Here is an 18681-nt window from a genome sequence, read left to right on the forward strand (position 1 = left end):
GCAGCGGTGGACGCGGCAGCGGACAGCACGGCAGCGGCGATCGCGTCGGCGTCCTGCAACGTCCGTGAACCTTCCGCTGCCGGACCGCCGTCGTTCTGTCCCTAGCCGTTGTAGGTCAGCGAAAGCATCATAGCTTTCAGTTGCTGGTAGATGTCGGTCTGCATCCAGGCCCGGGCTGCGGCGTCGTCCGCGAAGGCTCCGGGATCAATGAGGGCTTCGAACCTGATGTCGCCGTCAGACATGAAAACCGTGCCGTAGGCATTGCCGCCATCCATACCATCCGCGTCCGGCAAGCCGTCATCCTCAAGCTGGACATAGTAGCCGCGACTGGGAGATCCCGGTGCTGCGTAGGTCGGACGGGATTCAAACTGGAAATAGACAGGCTCGCCAACCTTGTTCGTGTAGCCGGGCAGTTCCTGTACGTCGTACATGATGTGCCCCGGGCTAATTACTGAGATGTTGTGGAGGTCGGCTCCACTTTCAAACTTGGCTACCGGGTTCCCGGTTGAGTCCAAAATGTTGAAGGCCGCCGGTGACAGACCGACGCTATGGGCAAGCATGGGCAGCGGTTCGGTCGGAACGGCCGACCATCCGGCCGGAAGGGTGAAGCTGTGCAGCCCGTTGGGGGTGGTGACGGTGACCGGTGCTGCCGGTTCAGGAACGGGCGTTTCCGTGGGCGCCGGCGTCGCTGACGGTGTTGCAGCAGGCGTTGTCGCTGACGCCGTCGCCGACGGTGTTGCCGAAGTGGACGGTGTGGCCGTCGGGCTCTTCGACGGTGCCGGCTCGGCGGCCGTCTCCGCGCCGCAGGCGGTCAGTAAGGCAGCGGACGCGAGAACCAAGGCGCATATGCGGGCCCGGCGTGAAAAAGAAGCGGTCAATCCAATCAATTCCCCCAGTAGTTCGGCGCGGAGTTTCCGGGCCGGTGAGAGGGAGACTAACAGTGCGCCAGACGCCCTGGGGTGTGTCGCGTTCAAGTGTAGCCAAGACGTAATACGACGGCGGCCCGCACCTATTGGTGCGGACCGCCGTCGTCGTTTACCTGCCGGTATCCGTTACCGGATTAGAACGGGTATTCCCGCGGAGCGTGCTGCACGCTGATGGTGTGATCCGTGGTGAATTCGTCGATGGCCCACTCGCCGTTGAAGCGGCCGAGGCCGGAGTTCTTCTCGCCGCCGAAGGCAATGTGCGCCTCGTCCTGGACCGGGAAGTCATTGACGTGCGTCATGCCTGCCTTGATGCGGCGGGCGAACTTGACGCCCTCCTCCAGGTTGGCGGTGAAGACGGCGCTGGAGAGGCCGAGGTCGGTGTCATTGGCCAGGGCCAGTGCGTCCTCGGCGTCCTTGGCGCGCATGATCCCGGCGATGGGGCCGAAGATCTCCTCGCGTGCCAGCTCCATGTCCTTGGTAACGTCGGCGAAGACGGTCGGGGAAAGTACCTGGCCGTTGATTTCGCCTTCGAGCAGGAGGCGGGCGCCTTCGGACTTCGCGGTCTCGATCTTGGTCTTCAGGCCCTCGAGCTGCTTGGCGTTGATGATCGGGCCCACGACGTTCTTCGGGTCGGTCGGATCGCCGGCATTCAGCGTCTTCACGTGCGCCGTGAACTTCTCGACGAACTCGTCATAGACGGCGTCCTCGACGATGATCCGGTTCACGGCCATGCAGATCTGTCCCTGGTGCAGGAACTTGCCCATGGCTGCGGCGCGGACTGCCTGGTCAACGTCGGCGTCGGCAAGAACCACGAACGGGCTGTTGCCGCCGAGCTCAAGTGCCGTGTACTTCAGCGTGGCGCCGGTGGCGGCCAGGGCACCGATGTTCTTGCCCACCGGTGTGGAACCGGTGAAGGAGATCATGCGCGGGGTCGGGTGCTCCACGAAGGCGTCGCCGATTTCCGAGCCGGCTCCGACGACGGCGTTCAGCACGCCCGCGGGCAGGCCTGCCTCTTCAAAGATCTTGGCGATGATGAGGGCGCCGGTGACCGGGGTGTCGCTGGCAGGCTTCAGGACGACGGCGTTGCCCAGGGCCAGTGCCGGAGCCACGGAGCGCTGGGAGAGGTGGAGCGGGAAGTTCCACGGGCTGATGACGCCGACCACGCCCAGCGGTGCGCGGTAGACGCGCAGTTCCTTGTTCGGGGTGTCCGAGTCCATGATCTTGCCGGACACACGGTGCGGGAAGGTGGCTGCCTCGCGGGTGATGGAGGCGGCGGAGGCAACTTCAATGTTGGCCTTCAGCATGGTGCTGCCGGATTCGGCGTTGAGCCAGGCAATGATCTCGTCCCGGCGTTCCTCGAAGATTTCTGCGGCGCGGGCGATGACGGCTCGGCGCTCGTTCGGGGTTTTGGCAGCCCAATCCTTCTGGGCTTCCTCTGCTGCGGCGTACGCGTCATTCAGGTCTTCGCGGGAGGCCTGCTGCATGGTCATCAGCTGCGAACCGTCAAAGGGGTTGGTGTCCGTGAGGGTCTTTTCCGAACGGCCGTCGCGCCACTGCCCGCCAATGAACTGCTTGGCGGGGATCCAGTCGGTGAGGGCCGGGGAAGTCGATTCGAGCTGAGTTGTCATGATTTCTCCTAGATGAATCTTGACGGTGTATTGCTGGCTACAACCCGGGAGGGGCCGGATCAATTCCCGACGGCGATTCCCAAAGGTGCAGAGAGCTGTCAAGGTCGAAGGGAGGAGACCTGCTGTCAAGGGCTCCAGATACTAAGTACCCTTTTTATTTCCTCCCGTTCAGCCTAGCGTTGGGAGTACCAGTGGCCAAAAGGGGAATTCCCCGGCTGCTCTTACCGCAAAGGACACCTTCATGAGCACAAGTGCAAGTGCGGCAGGGGACCGCGGACGAAAGGCTGCCGGCCAGGGGGCCGGAGAGCGCCGAGACGGTGCGGCCCCGACTCCGGACGGCACGCGGGGCGACGCGATGGACAACACCAGCCGCCGGCGGGTGGTTGAGCGTGAGAAAGCGACCTTCGGTGGAGTGAAGATCGGCTCGGCGTTTTTTGGCTGGCTGACCGCCATCGGAACCACGGTGCTGCTGAGTGCCCTGGCCACCGCCCTCGGCGCGGCAGTGCTGTTGAACGACGACAGCCCGGATGCCACAGCCATCACGATCACCGGGACCATCATCCTGCTCGTGATCCTCTTCGTGGCCTATTACTGCGGCGGGTACGTCGCGGGACGAATGGCGCGTTTTAACGGGATGAAGCAGGGTATTGCAGTCTGGGTCTGGGCAGTGGTCATCGCCATTGTGGCGGCCATCCTGGCCGCGATCGCGGGCGACCAGTTCAACATCCTGGTTGAACTCAACGGATTCCCCCAGATTCCGATGTTCGGTGACAACGCAACGGCGTCGACAATCATTGCCGCCATCGTGGCCGCAGCTGTGGCCCTGATCGGGGCCATCCTCGGCGGTCTGGGTGGTATGCGCTTCCACCGCCGGGTGGACAAGGCCGGGCTGGGGGACTGACCGGCCGGGCGAACCGGCCGGCGCCAGAAGGAAACCGGCGGAAAAGTCGTGGGGGGAAGCGGGGGACGTAGTTACCGAGGCAGCACCATGCGCCTGCGAGGCGCGGAACACAGGAGAACAACGTGATCACCAGTGAACAGATCGACACGATTATGAACCACGGAACCGTGGAAGGTCCGAACGGGGAAAAGATCGGCTCGGCAGGGGATATCTACCTGGATGACGAGTCGGGCCAGCCGGCATGGGTCACCACCAAGACCGGGCTCTTTGGCTCCAAGGAGAGCTTTGTGCCCCTGGCCGAAGCCTCGGTTGAGGGATCTGTTGTGCGGGTGCCGTACTCCAAAGAGATGGTGAAGGACGCTCCGCGGGTGGACAAGGACGGACACCTCAGCGACCAGGAGCAGGATGAGCTTTACAGCTACTACTCCATCGGCACGTCCGGTAGCTCCGGTACTTCCGGTACTTCCGGTACCTCGGGCCAGCGGAGCTCTGCAGGCTCCGGCGTCGGGACCTCGAGCGGAAGCGGCATGTCGAGCGGAAGCGGGACCTCGAGCGGAAGCAGAACCTCGAGCGGCGGAACCTCCGGCCGGACGGAAAGCAGCCGGGGTTCAGACCACGGCCAGGTGGGGCATGACACTTCCGGCCCCACTACGGACGACGCGATGACCCGCTCCGAGGAGCAGCTCCACGTTGGGAAGCAGAGCCGGGAGTCAGGCAGGGCCCGCCTGCGTAAGTACGTCACCACTGAGAACGTCACCAAGACGGTTCCGGTCAGCCACGAAGAAGCCCGGATTGAGCGTGAGCCCATCACGGACGCCAACCGTGGCTCCGCCATGGACGGACCAACGATCAGCGAGGAGGAACACGAAGTGACCCTCCACGCCGAGGAGCCCGTAGTGGAAAAGGAAGCAGTCCCGGTCGAGCGTGTCCGGCTGGACACCGAAACCGTGACAGAAGAGGCCACCGTCACCGAAGAGGTCAGCAAGGAACAGATTGACATGGAGGGTGAAGGCGGGAGCGGCCGCGGAGGCAAAAGCAGCCGCTGATCCGAACCAGTCTCACACCAGTACCGCAGGCCGCCGGAATCCTCCGGCGGCCTGCGGTGGTTTAAGGGGTGGTCATCCGGCGCGGTCGGAGTGTTCCGCCATCCACCGGTCCAGCACCGCCGCGAAGTCCTCGCTGCTGCGCTCCGGCCACCAGTGGCCGGCGGCCACCTCACGGACTTCCACCCGGGGAAAACGGCTGTCCAGGCCGGAGACCAGCTTCGGCGAAAGGAACGGGTCCCGCACCGGAACGACCACCTGCACCGGGCCGGGATAGCCGCCGTCGGGTACCGCGCCGCCCGAGCGGAACATGTTGGCCCGGTAAAGCTGCAGGCCCCGCACTCCGCTGTCGCCGATTTTCCGGCCGGCGTATTTCTCGTAGCGGGGGGTCAGCAGGTACTTCCAAGCAACGTCGGGCAGGACCGGGACGTGGAAGGCTGCAACGTACCAGCTCCGCAGCGCCTGTGAAAGGGCCTGCGGCCAGAGGCGGGGTGAGCGCAGCCGGGTGCTGAACCAGCGCCGGAAGTGGCCCAGGTCCGGCCCCGAGATGCTGGTGTAACTGAGGATCCTGCCTTGTGCCCTCGGGTCCTGTATCGCGGCCCACCCCTGAATGGATCCCCAGTCATGGCCTACCAGATGCACTCGTCCGGTCCCGGTGGCGTTGAGGACGGCATAGAGGTCCTCCACCAGCAGCTCCAGCCGGTAGGGCGCCAAGGAACCGCGGTCCGCGGCGTTCCCTGTAACCCGCGACGCGCCGGCGTTGCGGGTGTCGTATGTAATGACGTGCCGGTCCGCAGCCAGCCGTTCCACTACGCCGTCGAACACGTGATGGTCATCCGGGTAGCCGTGCACCAGCAGGATACTTGGCACCGCGGCATCCGGACTCCCGTGCTGGTACACCGCCAGTTCCGAGCCCTGGCTTCGGACCGTGATCCGCCGGCCGTCGGGACGTGCCCTATGCGGGGGTGGATCCGGCGGCAGGGGAGAAGAAGACCGGTTGTGGTTCTGCTCCATGAAAATGTCTCCTGTTCCGACGCCGGCTTCCGGACCATTGCAGGTATGGATCACCACGATAGCCGTCCACAGCGCAGAAGCGCCGCCCCGGGTAAACCCAAGGCGGCGCTTCTGTCATTGCTTTGCTAGCCGGTTACTTCCGTCCGGCCAGGCACAGAATGTACTGCGCCAGTTCGTAGGCGTAGCGGACCCAGCCGCGAACGTCCCACCACTGCTTCGGAGCGGTCGGCGCCTTGCAGACCGGCGCCGGCGCCGGCGCTGCAGCCTTCTCGACCGTGACCGGCAAGGTTACCGTGGTGCCGGAACCAGCAGCCGTCAGCACCAGGGAACCGGTGCCGGAGGCCGACGCGGGAAGCGTCGCGGTCACTGTGGCGGAACCGGCGCTGACCGGTGCCGTGCCCAGGGCCGTGGAGGTGCCGGCAGTATTCACGAAGCTGACTGCCAGGGAGGTGTTGGCAGGGCTGCCGAGTGATGTCAGGTCCAGCTGGCCGACGGTGAACGTCGCTGCCGTGCCTGCCTTGACCGTGGTGGGAGCACCCTTGACGACTACGCCCTGACGGGCAAAGTCGGGAGACAGGGGACTGTTGGCCGAGATGTAACTGATCCAGGCGTCACGGTCTACCAGTCCGGTATCGCGGGTGTTCTTGCCTTCGTTGAAGACGGTGAAGTTGTCGCCGCCCTGGGCCAGGAAGCTGAACGTACCCACCCGGTAATCCCGGGCCGGGTCCATGGCGGCACCGTTGATGGTGACGCTTTGGATCCGTGAGCCGCGGGGCTGGTCCGGGTCGAAGGTGTAGGTGATGTTGTCCGAAAGGCCGAGGGCCAGGAAGGCACGTGAACTGCCGTCCGGCTGCCACTGCTGCTCCAACATTGTCTTCAGCTGGGCACCGGTCAACGTGGTGGTCCAGAGGTTGTTGACGAAGGGCAGAACCGCGTTGGCCTCGGCGTACGTTATGACGCCGTCCTCGCCGTAGTAGAGCTCGGCACGCAGGCCGCCCGGGTTGGTGACGCCGATCTCGGCGCCTCCGCGTTCGGGGGCGGCAAGGGTCGACAGGAGTGAATCGGCCACCAACGCGCCAAGGGTGGATTCGGAACTGCGGTCATCGCGGGCAGTACCCACGAAGGCCGAGGTGATGTCTCCGGTGACGGAGCCGACGGGCTGGTTGCCCACCTCGGCCGAGTAGGCCAAGGCGGCGTCGACAATCCGCTTTACCTCGGCCACTGCCGGGTAGGCGGCTACCAGTTCCGGTGCGGCCGTCTTGGTGCGGGCCACGTTGGCTGCGGTGTAGGACGTGACCTCGTCTGTTGCTGCGTTGTATTCGAGCCGGATCTGGCCGATGAATTCACCGTAGGAACCGGTCTGCACCACGGGACGGGTCTTGCCGTCGCCGCCGGGAATGGCTGCATCCCAGGCGTACTGCTTGTGGGTGTGCCCGGTGTAGATGGCATCGACCAGCGGGGTGGTGTCATTGACGATCTCCGCAAAGGCACCGCCGGCCGCCAGCTCCTGATCGAGGTTGGCGCCGTCGGGAGTGCCGCTGCCGGCGCCCTCGTGGTATTCGGCGATGATCACGTCGGCGAGGTCCTGCTCCACCAACTGTTCGGCTACGCGGTTGACCGCTTCCACCGGATCGCCGAAGTCCAGGTTGCTGATTCCGCCCGGGCTGACCAGGCTTGCAGTCTCCCGGGTGATGGCACCGATAACGGCAACATCGACGCCGTTGACGTCGATGATCTCGTACTCCTGCAGTGCAGGCGTGGTGGTGCCCTTGGTGTAGACGTTGGCGCCCAGGTAGGGGAACTGTGCACCCGCGTCGACGCGGCCGGTGAGGTCCGCGAAACCGCCGTCGAACTCGTGGTTGCCGACGGCCGAGGCCTGCAGCCCGAGGGCGTTCAGGACATCAAGGGTGGGCTGGTCCTGCTGCACCGAGGAAGCGAACAGGGACGCGCCGATGTTGTCGCCCGCGGAGAGGAACAGCGAGCTGCCCTCCGGTGCGCCGGCCTTCAGTTCCTCAACGGTTCCGGCGAACGGAACCGTGTTGGCATCAATCCGTCCGTGGAAGTCGTTGATGTTCAGCAGGTTCAGCGTGGCGGTGTCCGTACCTTCGGCGGTCAGGTCCATGCCGACGAGGATCGGGTCATGGTCCGAGGCCCGGTAGGGATCCGGTGCGTAGAAATCGGTGGCGTTGTAGTTGTAGCGGCTGTATTCGAAGGCCACCGACTCCACGGAGTTGATGTTCCAGATATCCGCGCCGGTGACAGCTTCATTGGCTGCCGGGGAGGCCAGGATGTGGTCCAGGCTGCCGACGGTCCCGCCGAAGGCGTAGGAGTGCTTGCCCGTGGTTGCGCCGAGGTCAACGTAGCCGGCGTCAACCAGCACCTTGATGGGATCCTCCGCGTGGTAGGCGTTGAAATCTCCGAGCAGGAACACCTTGTCCGTGCCGGCTGCTTCCGATACGGTCCCGGCGAACTCCACCAGTGCCTGCGCCTGGCGGACGCGGTCTGCGTTAAAGCCGCCCTGGCCGGTGTCGGCATTCTCGCCGGAGGAGGGTGCCGAACCCTTGGACTTGAAGTGGTTGGTGACGGCGAGGATTTCGGTGCCGTCTTCCGCGCCGGCGGGGCGGAAGGCCTGGGCCAGCGGTTCGCGGGCGTTGGAGAAGGCCTCTTCGTTGTCCAGGATGGTGGATTCGCCGACAGGTTCGGCGGTTCCGGTGCGGTAGATGAAGGCGGAGCGGATCACGTCTTCATCGGCAGGCAGAGCCGCGGGGGAGCGGACGTAGTCCCAGGTTCCCGGTGCCTGTGCGTTGAGGGCTGCCACCAGGCGCGACAGCGCATCGTCGCGGTTCTTGCCGAACTTGGCGGAGTTCTCCACCTCCATCAGCGAGACGACGTCAGCGCCCAGGGCGTTGATCGCGGCCACGATTTTGGCCTGCTGGCGTTCCAGGTTCGCTGCGTTGGCGGCGCCTCGGGCGTCGCAGCCTCCGTTGACGGTCACGGGTTCGCCGCTGCGGTTCTTGTAGAAGGTGCAGCCGGACAGCGTGTCACCGGTGGTGGTGAAGTAATTCAGCACGTTGAAGGACGCGAGCTTCAGGTTGCCGCCGACACTCTCGGGCGCCGCGGTGCGGGTGTTGGTGAACGACGCCGGGGTGGCGGTCGCCGCGTTGGCCTGTGTCAGTTCGGTCAGCGGCTGGAACTTCCAGGCACTGTTGCGGAAATCGAGGATCACGCCGGTGCTGAAGGTTGCTGCGGCACCTACCCGGACCGGGTTTTCCGGTGTCAGGTAGGGCAGGGGCTTGCCCTGGTTGGCGGCGTTGAGGAAGTTGGTGCTGGCACCGTCGTCGAGCTTCACGGCACGGGCAGCATTGTCCGCCACGACGGCGGCGTGCTCCGGGGTTCCGACGGCAGCTACGGCGGTCGGCTGGACAAGCGGGGAATTGCCGGCAGCGAGGCCGATTTCTGCGTACTGGTTCAGCGAGAAGTTATCGGTGACGGTGAACTCGCCCTGAGGCGCCAGCAGCATGCCCTCAAAGGTCTCGCGCTGTTCCTCGGTGGCCGGCCAGGCTACGGCGGCGGGCTTGACCTCGGGCGCTGCTTCGCTGAGCTTCGTCATGGCGCCGTCGGCGACGGTCAGCTGCGTGAGGTTGTAGTACTCGCCTACGGTACCCGTGACCTCGACGTAGTCGCCGGCGGTCACCTGGCCTGCAGTTGCCGCGGAGAAGATGAAGATGCCTTCCGATGCGGTGTGCGTGGCCGGGTTGATGTCACCGCCTGTACCCGGGGTCTGGATGTAGTAGCCGTTGAAGCCGCCGGTGGCGTAGACGCCCGTGACCTTGCCGCGGGTTGTGACCGTCTGGCCGATCAGCGGGCTGGCCGCACCGGTGCCCTGGATCTCGGCGATCGGAACCGCGTCGCCCGGGACCGGCACCGGTACCGGCGTCGTGGGTGTGGGTGTGGGTGTGGGTGTGGGTGTCGGCGTCGGCGTGGGGGTGGGCTCGGTGGGAGCCGTGCCGGCCGAAGACGTGGGGGTGACCGACGTGCTGAGGGTGAAGTCGGCGGCGTTGTTGTTCGAATCTGAGAACCCGGTGCGGTTCAGCGACTTCGGATCCGAGTTGCCGGCGGGTGCGGCCGCGCCCGCGGTCTCGAAGGTGTTGGAGGTGCCGTAGCCGATCAGATCGACCACGCCGGGAGCGCCGATGACCGAGCCGGTGGGCAGGGGGTCAACGCGGGTGCCTTGGTTCGAGAGGATCAGGGTGCCGCCGCCTCCGGCGAAGCTGGCGCCGATGGAGGCGTCGGCGTTCGGGAGGGCCGCGCCGGTGGTGCCGTTGCTGGCGCCGGAAACCAGGTAATACCCGCCCGGAGCGATGCTGCCGGAGAGGGTACCGATGCCGGTGGGCGCCGCGGTAGCGGTCGCGGACCGGTACTGGAGGGACCAGCCGTCCAGGCTCACCGGTTCACTGGTGGGGTTGTAAAGCTCTACGAACTTGGTGTTGAACGGGGCGTTGGCGCTGCCGCCGGAAAGGTATGCCTCGTTGATGATGATGCCGGGAACGGCAGCGTTGCCGTCCTGTGCGTAGGCCGGGAATGCGGTCAGCGGGGCGGCGAGCAGGCCTGCTGACAGGGCGGTCCCGAGCGCGGCCTTCCATGGGAAAGGTCTCATGCCTCATACTCCTTGGTCGGCCGTGCGGGCCGACAGGTAATGGCCGCCGGAAACGGCGGCAGGGGATACAGCGAGTGATTACGAAGGGTGATGCTAGGCGGGGCGGGTTACGAGCAGGTGTCCGTCCGGTGACATGCGTCCATGCATGAGCTTCGGGAAGGTTCCGCCGCGTCCCCCGAGGAGGCGGAAAAGTGATCGCCAGCACAGTGTACGGCCTTACACCCCCACTTCCTGCCACGAGGTACCGAGGAGTAACAAAGGAACGCCCGCTCACCGAGGGTGCCACGAAGGTTCGGCCCCTTATGGTCGTAGTGAACGCAAAACGAGTTCCTTATCCGCCGAAGAGGAGGCCAATACGTGTCCGGCCAGTTCCCTGCTGCTGATTCCGGTGCGGTTGTGCAACCGATCGTCCACCGCCGGCACCGGCTCGCCGACGGCCGGGAGTCACTGTTCTTCACCGACCGCGGCGGGCAACCGGTGGAAACCGTCGTGGATGCCCGTCCGCTGGATCCCCGTTCCGGCAACGGGGAGGTGCGCTTCGACCGGCTAACGGGGGAGTGGGTGGCAGTGGCCGCCCACCGCCAGGCCCGGACCTACCTGCCGCCCGCCGACCAGTGCCCCCTGTGCCCCGCCCGGCCGGGACGGAGATCGGAAATCCCGGCGGAGGATTTCGACGTCGTGGTCTTCGAGAACCGTTTCCCCTCCCTGGGACCGGAACTCGGCATCCTGCCGGAGCCGGAGGGGACAGGGGATGAACGTGCGCTGTGGGGGCGCCCCTCGCCCGCGTTCGGCCGCTGCGAGGTGGTGGTCTTCACCCCGGAGCACAACGGCTCCTTCGCCTCGCTGCCGTACACCCGCGCCCGCACCGTCGTCGAGGCCTGGGCGCAGCGCACCGGGGAACTCTCGGCCCTGCCGGGCATTGCGCACGTGTTTCCCTTCGAGAACCGGGGCCAGGACATCGGCGTCACGCTGCACCACCCGCACGGGCAGATCTACGCCTATCCGTATGCGGCGCCCCATGCCGCCCGGCTGGCCCAACGCTCCCGGCAGCACCTGTCCGAGCATGGCCGGGCACTGATGGGCGAGCTGCTCCGGGACGAGTCCGAGGCCGGGGACCGTATGGTCCTGGCGGGCAGGCACTTTTCCGCGTATGTGCCGTACGCAGCCCGCTGGCCGCTGGAAATCCATCTGGTGCCGCACCGCCAGGTCCCGGACCTGGCCGCGCTCACGGGGGAGGAGCGCGACGAACTCGCTGCCGTCTACCTCGAACTGCTGCAGCGGGTGGACGGACTGTACGGCACCCCCACCCCGTACATTTCCGCCTGGCACCAGACGCCGGTGAATGCCGCTGATCGGGAGGCGGGCTGGCTGCACCTGCAGCTCACCAGTCCCCGACGGGCAGCGGACAAACTGAAGTTCCTGGCCGGCTCCGAGGCGGCGATGGGCGCCTTCATCAACGACACCACTGCGGAGCAGACCGCCGTCCGCCTTCGGGAGGTGCGCGTATGAGCGCGCCGGTTGAGCCGGTGCAGTCCCGGGCGGAGAACCTTGCCCGGCGCTTTGCCGAGGTGTACGGCCCCGAGCCCGACGGCGTGTGGCGGGCTCCCGGGCGAGTGAACCTGATCGGCGAACACACGGATTACAACAACGGCTTCGTCCTGCCGTTCGCCATCGACCGCAGTGCCCTCGTGGCCGTGCGGCTGCGCCGGCCGGGGGAAACAGGGGAGCCCGACGTCGCGCGCCTCGCCTCCACCTATGCCCCGGACGGTGGGGAGCTGTCCCGTGCGCAGTTCCGTACCGGCGGGTTGGAGCCGGGCGGGGTCGGCGGCTGGGCGGCGTATCCGGCGGGTGTGGTGTTCGCACTGGAGCACAGCGCCGGCGTCGTTGTTCCCGGTTTTGACCTGCTGCTGGATTCCAGCGTGCCGGTAGGTGCCGGCCTGTCCTCCTCGCACGCCGTGGAAGTGGCCGTGATCGTGGCGCTGAACGAGCTGCTGGAGCTGGGCATGGACCGGCCGCGGATGGCCCGGCTGACCCAGTACGCCGAAAACGAATTCGTCGGTGCGCCCACGGGCATCATGGACCAGTCGGCATCGCTGATGGGACAGGCGGGCGGTGCGCTGTTCCTGGACTGCCGCAGCCTCGACTCCGAAACCGTGCCGCTGCCCCTGGCCCGGCACGGACTGGAAGTGCTGGTCATCGATACGCGGGTGGTCCACAGCCACGCCGACGGCGGCTACAGCGCCCGGCGCTCGTCCTGCGAACGCGGAGCGGCGGCGCTGGGTGCGGCGTCGCTGCGGGAGGTGCCTGCCGGTACCTCCCTGAACCGGTTGGACGGGGAAACCCGGCGGCGGGTCCGGCACGTGCTCGGAGAGAACGAACGCGTGCTGCAGGTTGTCGGGCACCTGCGGGCTGGCGACGTCGCCGGCATCGGGAACCTGCTGACCGCTTCCCATGCCTCGCTGCGGGATGACTTCGAAGTGTCCTGCCCGGAGCTGGACCTGGCCGTGGACACGGCGCTCGCCGCCGGTGCGCTGGGTGCCCGGATGACCGGCGGGGGATTCGGCGGCTCGGCCATCGCCTTGGTCCGGCAGGAGGACGAGGATCAGGTCCGTGCGGCTGTGCGGGGGGCCTTCGCGGGTAGAGGTTTCCGGGAGCCCGCCCTGTTCACGGTGCTTCCCGCGGACGGGGCCGGACGGATCCGGGTCACCCGGCCCTGAGGGGAATGACTGCCCGGCCGCTCCGGTCGCCCGAATTGCCGTCCTCGCCCTGCGAATACACCGCGAAGGAAATCGTTGCGGTTTTTTCACCCCACTGCACGGAAAAGGCTCCGCCACTGAACGGATCGTAGCCGTCATCGGTCAGCACCTGGTCCCGGTATGCGTAGACCGGGCCTTGCACCTGTTCGTAGACGGCATGCGAGCCGATCAGCAAAATGCTCTGGTTGTTGATCAGCAGTGTGTGCTCTCCCGCCGGCGCTGAGATTTTTTGGTAGCCGGGCCCCGAGAAGAAAATGGTGAGGAATCCATATCCAGCAAGGAGGAGCAACCATGCGCAGGTGATGATGCCGCCGAGGAAGCCGGCGGCACGACGCAGAAAGACATGGCGAAAGAGGCCGCTGAACCAGGGAACGAGTGTCCAGGAAGCTCCGAGGAAGAAACACCAGGCCGCCACCAGTGCAGCCACGATCAACTGGCCTGTGCCGATTCCCGCCCCGAGGTAAAGCAGGGTCCCGCTGGCTTGGAGCACGCGGAGGAGATAGGCCAGAGCCATAAGGCTTGCCGCCTGGACCAACGAGTTGGCCCCGGGGATGATGCGCGGCGGCAGACCCGTCATTTCTTGGCGTCCGCTCCACGGCCTATCTCGGCATGGACGGCGCGCATGCCCTGTTCGAGCGCGCGCAGGTCATTGATCGACAGCCGGGAGAGAATATCGACATTAAGTTCGGGGCGTCCGGCCACGAGCCGGCGCACCACCGTCCGTCCCAGCGGTGTTGCCTTCACCCGGCGTACCCGTGCATCCAGGGGATCCTCCGAACGGACGGCCACGCCCTGGGCAACGAGCCGGTCGATCAGGCCGGACATGGACGCCATGGAGACTCCGAAGGACTCCGAGAGGCCCCGGCCGGTGGCACCCTCCTCGGCGGTGACAAGAACGGTCAGGACCTTCAACTGGCGCACTGTCAGGTCCGTGGACAGCAGCGGATCGAGGAAGGCGGGTAGGGCCGTCGACTGCAGGGAATCGGCCAGTTCTTCGAGATTCAGCAGCACACGTTCGCGCTCCTGTTGCTCATTGCTTCCTTCGGTCATGAGTTCACCGTAGTGGCCGCGGACGTGTCGGCAAACACAGGGGTCAGCGAACCCTCAGTCAAATTAGTTAGGGTGAGGCTAACCGTTTATCGGTTTTTGAGATATACCGGCGTCCCCGCGGCTGCAGTTCGGAGTGAGACGGACTCCGAGCGCACCGGCGTCGTAGTCCTCCCGCTCTGCCCTGGGTCACGGGAACGCGCAAGCGAAGCGAGGACACTACATGAGCAGCACGCAAACCCCCATAGCGTACGAGCGCATAGAAGACGGCCTGGACGTCGAGGCGTTGAGGGCGAAGTACAAGGCGGAAAGGGACCGGCGGATCCGCCCGGACGGCGCCACCCAGTACCAGCCCGCCAAGGGAAAATTCGGCTACTACGCCACTGATCCCTACACTCCCCGCACCGAGCGGGAGCCATTGACGGACACCGTTGAGGTGCTGGTGATCGGCGGCGGGTTCGGCGGGCTGATGACCGGAGCCCGGCTGCGGGAGGCAGGCGTCGAAAGCATCCGCATGATGGATGAAGCCGGCGACTTCGGAGGCACCTGGTACTGGAACCGCTACCCCGGCATCCGCTGTGACATCCAGTCCTACGTCTACCTGCCGCTGCTCGAAGAAGTGGGTTACATGCCCAGCGAGCGTTACGCGCGGGGCGAGGAAATCCGCCGGCACGCCGTGGCCATCGCCGAACGCTTCGACCTGTACCGCGACACCGTTTTCTCCACCCGCGTCACCGGCCTGACCTGGGACGACGAAGCGCTGGAATGGATCGTCACCACCGACCGCGGGGACTCAATGCGGGCCCGCTACGTGATCACCTCCTCCGGAACGCTCACCCAGCCGAAGCTGCCGGGCATCCCGGGCATCGACTCCTTCAAGGGGCACACCTTCCACACCAGCCGGTGGGACTACCGCTACACCGGGGGAGACCAGTCCGGCAACCTCACCGGACTCGCGGACAAGAAGGTGGCCGTGGTCGGCACAGGTGCCACGGGCATCCAGGTGATTCCCATGGTGGCGCGCGACGCCGAGCAGCTCCTGGTCTTCCAGCGCACGCCGTCGTCCGTGGATATCCGGAACAACCGCCCCACCGACCCGGCCTGGGCCGCCTCACTGAAGCCGGGCTGGCAGAAGGAACGCATGGAGAACTTCCTTGCCGTGGTCTCCGGGGAACCGGTGGAGCAGGACCTCACCCGGGATGGCTGGACCTCCGTCCCGCAGCTGCACCGCAAGATGATCAGCGGCGCCGTCGACAAATCCGTGTCCGCGGAGGAACGTGAACGCCTCGACGAACTCGTCGACTTCCGGAAAATGAACTCCATCCGCGCCCGGGTGGACGAGGAAGTCTACGATCCGAAGACGGCCGAACTGCTCAAGCCCTGGTACCGCTATATGTGCAAGCGTCCGACCTTCAGTGACTACTACCTGGAGACCTTCAACCTGCCCAACGTGACGCTGGTGGATACGGCGGACTTCGGCGGCATCACCCGCATCACCGAGAACACCATTGTGGTGGGCGACGAGGAATACGAGGTGGACTGCATCATCTTCGCCACCGGCTTTGACGTAGGCGTCTCCGGTGTCACCTCCGGGGCCATGCCGGTAACCGGGCGCAGCGGCCAGACCCTGCTGGAAGCCTGGGGCCGGGGCCCGCGGACGCTGCACGGCTTCTACACCCACGGCTTCCCGAACCTGTTCCACCTCGGCTCGCTGCAGAACGCCAATTCGGTGAACTTTGTCCACATCCTGATGGAACAGGCCAACCACATCGGCGCCGTCATCGGCAGGGCACGCGAGGCGGGTGCCCGCTACATCGAACCGACGGCCGAAGCCGAGGCCGCCTGGGGCGAAACCATCCAGCGGACCTCCGCGGACAACCGCAAGTTCGCCGCGGAATGCACGCCCGGCTACTACAACCGCGAGGGCAACCCGCCGCCCGTCAGCTTCTCCTTCAGCCCGGGGCCGGTGGTGTTCCACCGGCTGCTGAAGCAGTGGCGTGAGGAAAGCATCGACGAGGTGCTGGTGAGGGAGGCTTAGGCTAGCTCGCCTCAGCCCCGCTCACCTGCGGGGCTCGGCAGCCCCGCTCACCTGCGGGGCCTGGCTCCGGCGGCAACGAAATTCCAGAGCTCGCAGAGCTCGCTTGGAATATTAAAGCCGCCTCCGCCAGGCCCCTACGGGTGTATGCCACCCCTAGCAGCGAGCAGCGAGGATCGGCCACACCTCGCCAGGACAGCCGGCACCTCATCCGTGCTGTTCTGGGTGGGGGGAGGTTAGCCGCCGTTTGATTGGCGGATGCCGGTGGCCAGGGCTTCGAATTCGTAGATGAAGCCGCCGGCAGGGCCGCTGACCGTAAGGTATGCCTCGTTGGTGCCGGGCTTGATGGCGATATTGGTGGCCGAGGTGAGGCCTTCCCGGTCCTCGGCCGGCACGGTGACGGTGGACAGGAGTTCGCCCCGGGGGCTGTAGACAAAGATGCGGGGCTGTCCGTGGACAGCCTGGTAGACATTGCCGTCGGCGTCCACGGCGTTGGAATCCGTCTGGCTGGTGCCGCCGTCAAAGTGCATGCCGGGGTGCGAGGTGGTGACTTCGGTTTTGTCCTCGTTGAGCACCAGGTAGTCGATCCGGTTGTCCATGTACTGGCTGACCCACAGGGCTTTGAAGTCCTCGCTGAAGGAGATGCCGTTCGGGGCGGCAAGGTTCTCGGCGAGGACGGTGGCCTCGGCGGTGTCCTTATCGATCCGCACCACCCGGCCCTTGGCTTCCCATGCCGGATCCGCGTAGCCGGTGGAATCGCTGACGAAGAGGTTTCCCTCCTCGTCGAAGGCCAGGTCGTCCGGGCGTATGGGGGCGCCGTCGACGTCGCCGGTAAAGAAGGTTTTGTGATCCTTGCCGTCGGCGGTGATGCTGTCGATTTTTCCGCCGGCAAAGTCCGTCAGGTAGATCCGGCCGTCCTTCGGGCTGAACTGCGCTGAGGTGTAGGCGCCGTTGCCCTCGGTGTAGACGCGGGAAACGGATTCATCCTCCACGTCCACCCGCATCACCTTGGCTTCGCCGGCCGGAGCCATGACATCGACAACGAACAGGCCGCCGTCGGGCCCGAATGTGGGGCCTTCGATGAGGGTCATGCCGGTTTCCGGATGGATGGAGCTGACCTGGAGCACACGCTCGGCGGTCTGTTCGGGAACCAGGTGCATTCCGGTGTTCGACGCCGACTCGTCGTGATCGTCGTCCTCACCGGCGGCGCATCCGCTGAGTGCGGCGGCCAGACCGAGGGTCAGCACTGCCAGGCGGACCGGCTTCGGAAAAGAGGTGGGAGAGGTGCGGGACATGCTGGGGCTCCGATGCGGTGAGGGACTGCGGAAGCAATTACTTAGGACCACCCTAAGTGATTGGCGCCTTCGCCGGCATGGCCCTAGAGGGAAGCCGTGATGAGCGGTCCCTTCTGTACAGCAAAGGCGGTCTGGAACCCACTTAGCCAGCATCAGCTGTACACAAGGAGGTGCCGGGCCTGCAGAGCCTGGCCGTTAAACAAAAGAAGCGGCCCCTGATCAGGGACCGCTTCTCGTTGTCTGGCGGAAGGTAAGGGATTCGAACCCTTGGTACGGGGTTACCGCACACTGGTTTTCAAGACCAGCTCCATCGGCCGCTCGGACAACCTTCCTCACTATGTAGTCTGGCAGAAGGGATGAAATCACCAAAATTCCCTAAACCTGGAAGGACAGCATGAAAGCCATCGTTATTGGAACACCCGGCGGACCGGAAGCACTGGAACTGCAGGATGTTCCTGCTCCCGAGGCCGGACCGGGCGAGGTCCTGATCGACGTCATTGCCGCCGGCATCAACCGCGCAGACGTGATGCAGCGCCAGGGTTACTACCCGGTGCCCGCCGGAGCATCCGAGTATCCGGGCCTGGAAGTCTCCGGCCGCATTGCCGCGCTGGGTGAGGGCGTTGAAGGCTTCGCAGTGGGAACCGAAGCGGTGGCACTGCTGACCGGCGGCGGATACGCCGAGCAGGTTGCCGTCCCCGCCGGGCAGGTCCTGCCCCTCCCGGACGGCTTCGACGCCGTGACCTCCGCGTCCCTGCCGGAAACCGCCGCCACCGTGTTCTCCAACCTCTTTATGGCCGCCGGCGTCAAGGAGGGGGACTATGTCCTCATCCACGGTGCCACGGGCGGCATCGGCACCATGGCCATCCAGATGGTCGCCGCGTTCGACGCCGTTCCGATGGTGACCGCAGGGTCGGCCGAAAAGCTGGAACTGGCCGAATCGCTCGGCGCGAAGGTCCTTATCAACTACAAGGAGCAGGACTTCGTCGAGGCGGTGCATGAAGCCACTGACGGCCACGGTGCGGACGTCATCCTCGACGTCGTCGGTGCGAAATACCTGCAGCGGAACCTGGACGCACTCGCCGTCGCAGGCCGTCTGGTGATTATCGGGCTGCAGGGCGGCACCAAGGCGGAGCTGAACCTGAACCAGCTCATGACCAAGCGCGCCGCCGTCATCGGCACCACCCTGCGCGGCCGGCCCGTGGAGGAAAAGGCCGCCATCATGTCCGCCGTCGGCGAATACGTCTGGCCGCTGCTGGTTTCCGGCCAGATCCGGCCCCTCGTGGACCGCACCTTCCCGCTGGCCGACGCCGCCGCCGCGCACGAGTATTTCGACTCCGGGCAGCACGCGGGAAAGATCCTGCTGACGATCTAGGCAAGCA

General features: G+C 65.8%; 14 protein-coding genes and 1 tRNA gene. 6 read left to right on the forward strand and 9 right to left on the reverse strand.

Annotated features, from left to right (window positions below):
- Positions 1-101: 101 nt before the first annotated feature.
- The 3 genes from NNX34_RS15570 to NNX34_RS15580 all read right to left on the reverse strand — a co-directional run bounded on the left by NNX34_RS15570 (position 102) and on the right by NNX34_RS15580 (position 2554).
- Positions 102-560, reverse strand: a complete 459-nt coding sequence (locus tag NNX34_RS15570; protein WP_255767440.1) for a hypothetical protein — start codon at positions 558-560, stop codon at positions 102-104.
- Positions 561-654: 94 nt separating this feature from the next.
- The gene (locus NNX34_RS15575) at positions 655-846 is read right to left on the reverse strand and encodes a hypothetical protein (protein WP_255767441.1); all 192 of its coding nucleotides are present in this window, start codon (positions 844-846) and stop codon (positions 655-657) included.
- Between the two features lie 214 nt (positions 847-1060).
- Complete coding sequence (locus NNX34_RS15580; protein WP_255767442.1) at positions 1061-2554, reverse strand: aldehyde dehydrogenase family protein; 1494 nt, start codon at positions 2552-2554, stop codon at positions 1061-1063.
- A 241-nt stretch (positions 2555-2795) separates the two neighbouring features.
- On the opposite strand from NNX34_RS15580, the gene NNX34_RS15585 reads away from it, so the two are divergent.
- Both NNX34_RS15585 and NNX34_RS15590 read left to right on the forward strand, forming a co-directional pair.
- Positions 2796-3455, forward strand: coding sequence for a hypothetical protein (locus NNX34_RS15585; protein WP_255767443.1), 660 nt, complete (start codon positions 2796-2798; stop codon positions 3453-3455).
- Positions 3456-3577: 122 nt separating this feature from the next.
- Positions 3578-4501, forward strand: a complete 924-nt coding sequence (locus tag NNX34_RS15590; protein ID WP_255767444.1) for a PRC and DUF2382 domain-containing protein — start codon at positions 3578-3580, stop codon at positions 4499-4501.
- Positions 4502-4573: 72 nt separating this feature from the next.
- On the opposite strand, the gene NNX34_RS15595 is transcribed toward NNX34_RS15590, so the two are convergent.
- On the reverse strand, positions 4574-5512 hold the full coding sequence (locus NNX34_RS15595) for an alpha/beta fold hydrolase (RefSeq protein WP_255767445.1): 939 nt from the start codon (positions 5510-5512) through the stop codon (positions 4574-4576).
- 133 nt (positions 5513-5645) lie between these two features.
- A complete protein-coding gene (locus NNX34_RS15600; protein WP_255767446.1) occupies positions 5646-10169 on the reverse strand; it encodes an ExeM/NucH family extracellular endonuclease in 4524 nt (1507 codons plus the stop codon).
- Positions 10170-10574: 405 nt separating this feature from the next.
- Between NNX34_RS15600 and galT the strand changes: the two genes are divergently transcribed.
- Together galT and galK are read left to right on the forward strand one after the other, a co-directional pair.
- Entirely contained in the window at positions 10575-11678 is a 1104-nt protein-coding gene (gene galT / locus NNX34_RS15605; protein WP_255767512.1) for a galactose-1-phosphate uridylyltransferase, read from the forward strand.
- A complete protein-coding gene (galK, locus tag NNX34_RS15610; RefSeq protein ID WP_255767448.1) occupies positions 11675-12886 on the forward strand; it encodes a galactokinase in 1212 nt (403 codons plus the stop codon). Before galT ends, galK begins: the two co-directional genes overlap by 4 nt.
- Here the strand turns inward: galK and NNX34_RS15615 are convergent.
- Positions 12873-13502, reverse strand: a complete 630-nt coding sequence (locus tag NNX34_RS15615; protein ID WP_255767449.1) for a hypothetical protein — start codon at positions 13500-13502, stop codon at positions 12873-12875. The two genes, galK and NNX34_RS15615, sit on opposite strands and share 14 nt — an antisense overlap.
- Complete coding sequence (locus NNX34_RS15620) at positions 13499-13975, reverse strand: MarR family winged helix-turn-helix transcriptional regulator (protein WP_255767450.1); 477 nt, start codon at positions 13973-13975, stop codon at positions 13499-13501. Before NNX34_RS15620 ends, NNX34_RS15615 begins: the two co-directional genes overlap by 4 nt.
- A gap of 220 nt (positions 13976-14195) precedes the next feature.
- On the opposite strand from NNX34_RS15620, the gene NNX34_RS15625 reads away from it, so the two are divergent.
- Positions 14196-16010: an NAD(P)/FAD-dependent oxidoreductase gene (locus tag NNX34_RS15625; protein ID WP_255767451.1), complete on the forward strand. Its 1815-nt coding sequence runs from the start codon at positions 14196-14198 to the stop codon at positions 16008-16010.
- 233 nt (positions 16011-16243) lie between these two features.
- Here the strand turns inward: NNX34_RS15625 and NNX34_RS15630 are convergent, their stop codons facing one another.
- Together NNX34_RS15630 and NNX34_RS15635 are read right to left on the reverse strand one after the other, a co-directional pair.
- Positions 16244-17302 carry an SMP-30/gluconolactonase/LRE family protein gene (locus NNX34_RS15630; RefSeq protein WP_255767452.1) on the reverse strand — a complete coding sequence of 353 codons (1059 nt, stop codon included), beginning with the start codon at positions 17300-17302 and terminating at the stop codon, positions 16244-16246.
- 241 nt (positions 17303-17543) lie between these two features.
- A tRNA-Ser gene (locus NNX34_RS15635) sits at positions 17544-17634 on the reverse strand.
- A 62-nt stretch (positions 17635-17696) separates the two neighbouring features.
- Between NNX34_RS15635 and NNX34_RS15640 the strand changes: the two genes are divergently transcribed.
- Complete coding sequence (locus NNX34_RS15640; protein ID WP_255767454.1) at positions 17697-18674, forward strand: NAD(P)H-quinone oxidoreductase; 978 nt, start codon at positions 17697-17699, stop codon at positions 18672-18674.
- The last annotated feature ends 7 nt before the right edge of the window (positions 18675-18681 follow it).

It is taken from the genome of Arthrobacter sp. zg-Y1116, from assembly GCF_024385485.1.
Classification (GTDB): Bacteria; Actinomycetota; Actinomycetes; order Actinomycetales; family Micrococcaceae; genus Arthrobacter_B.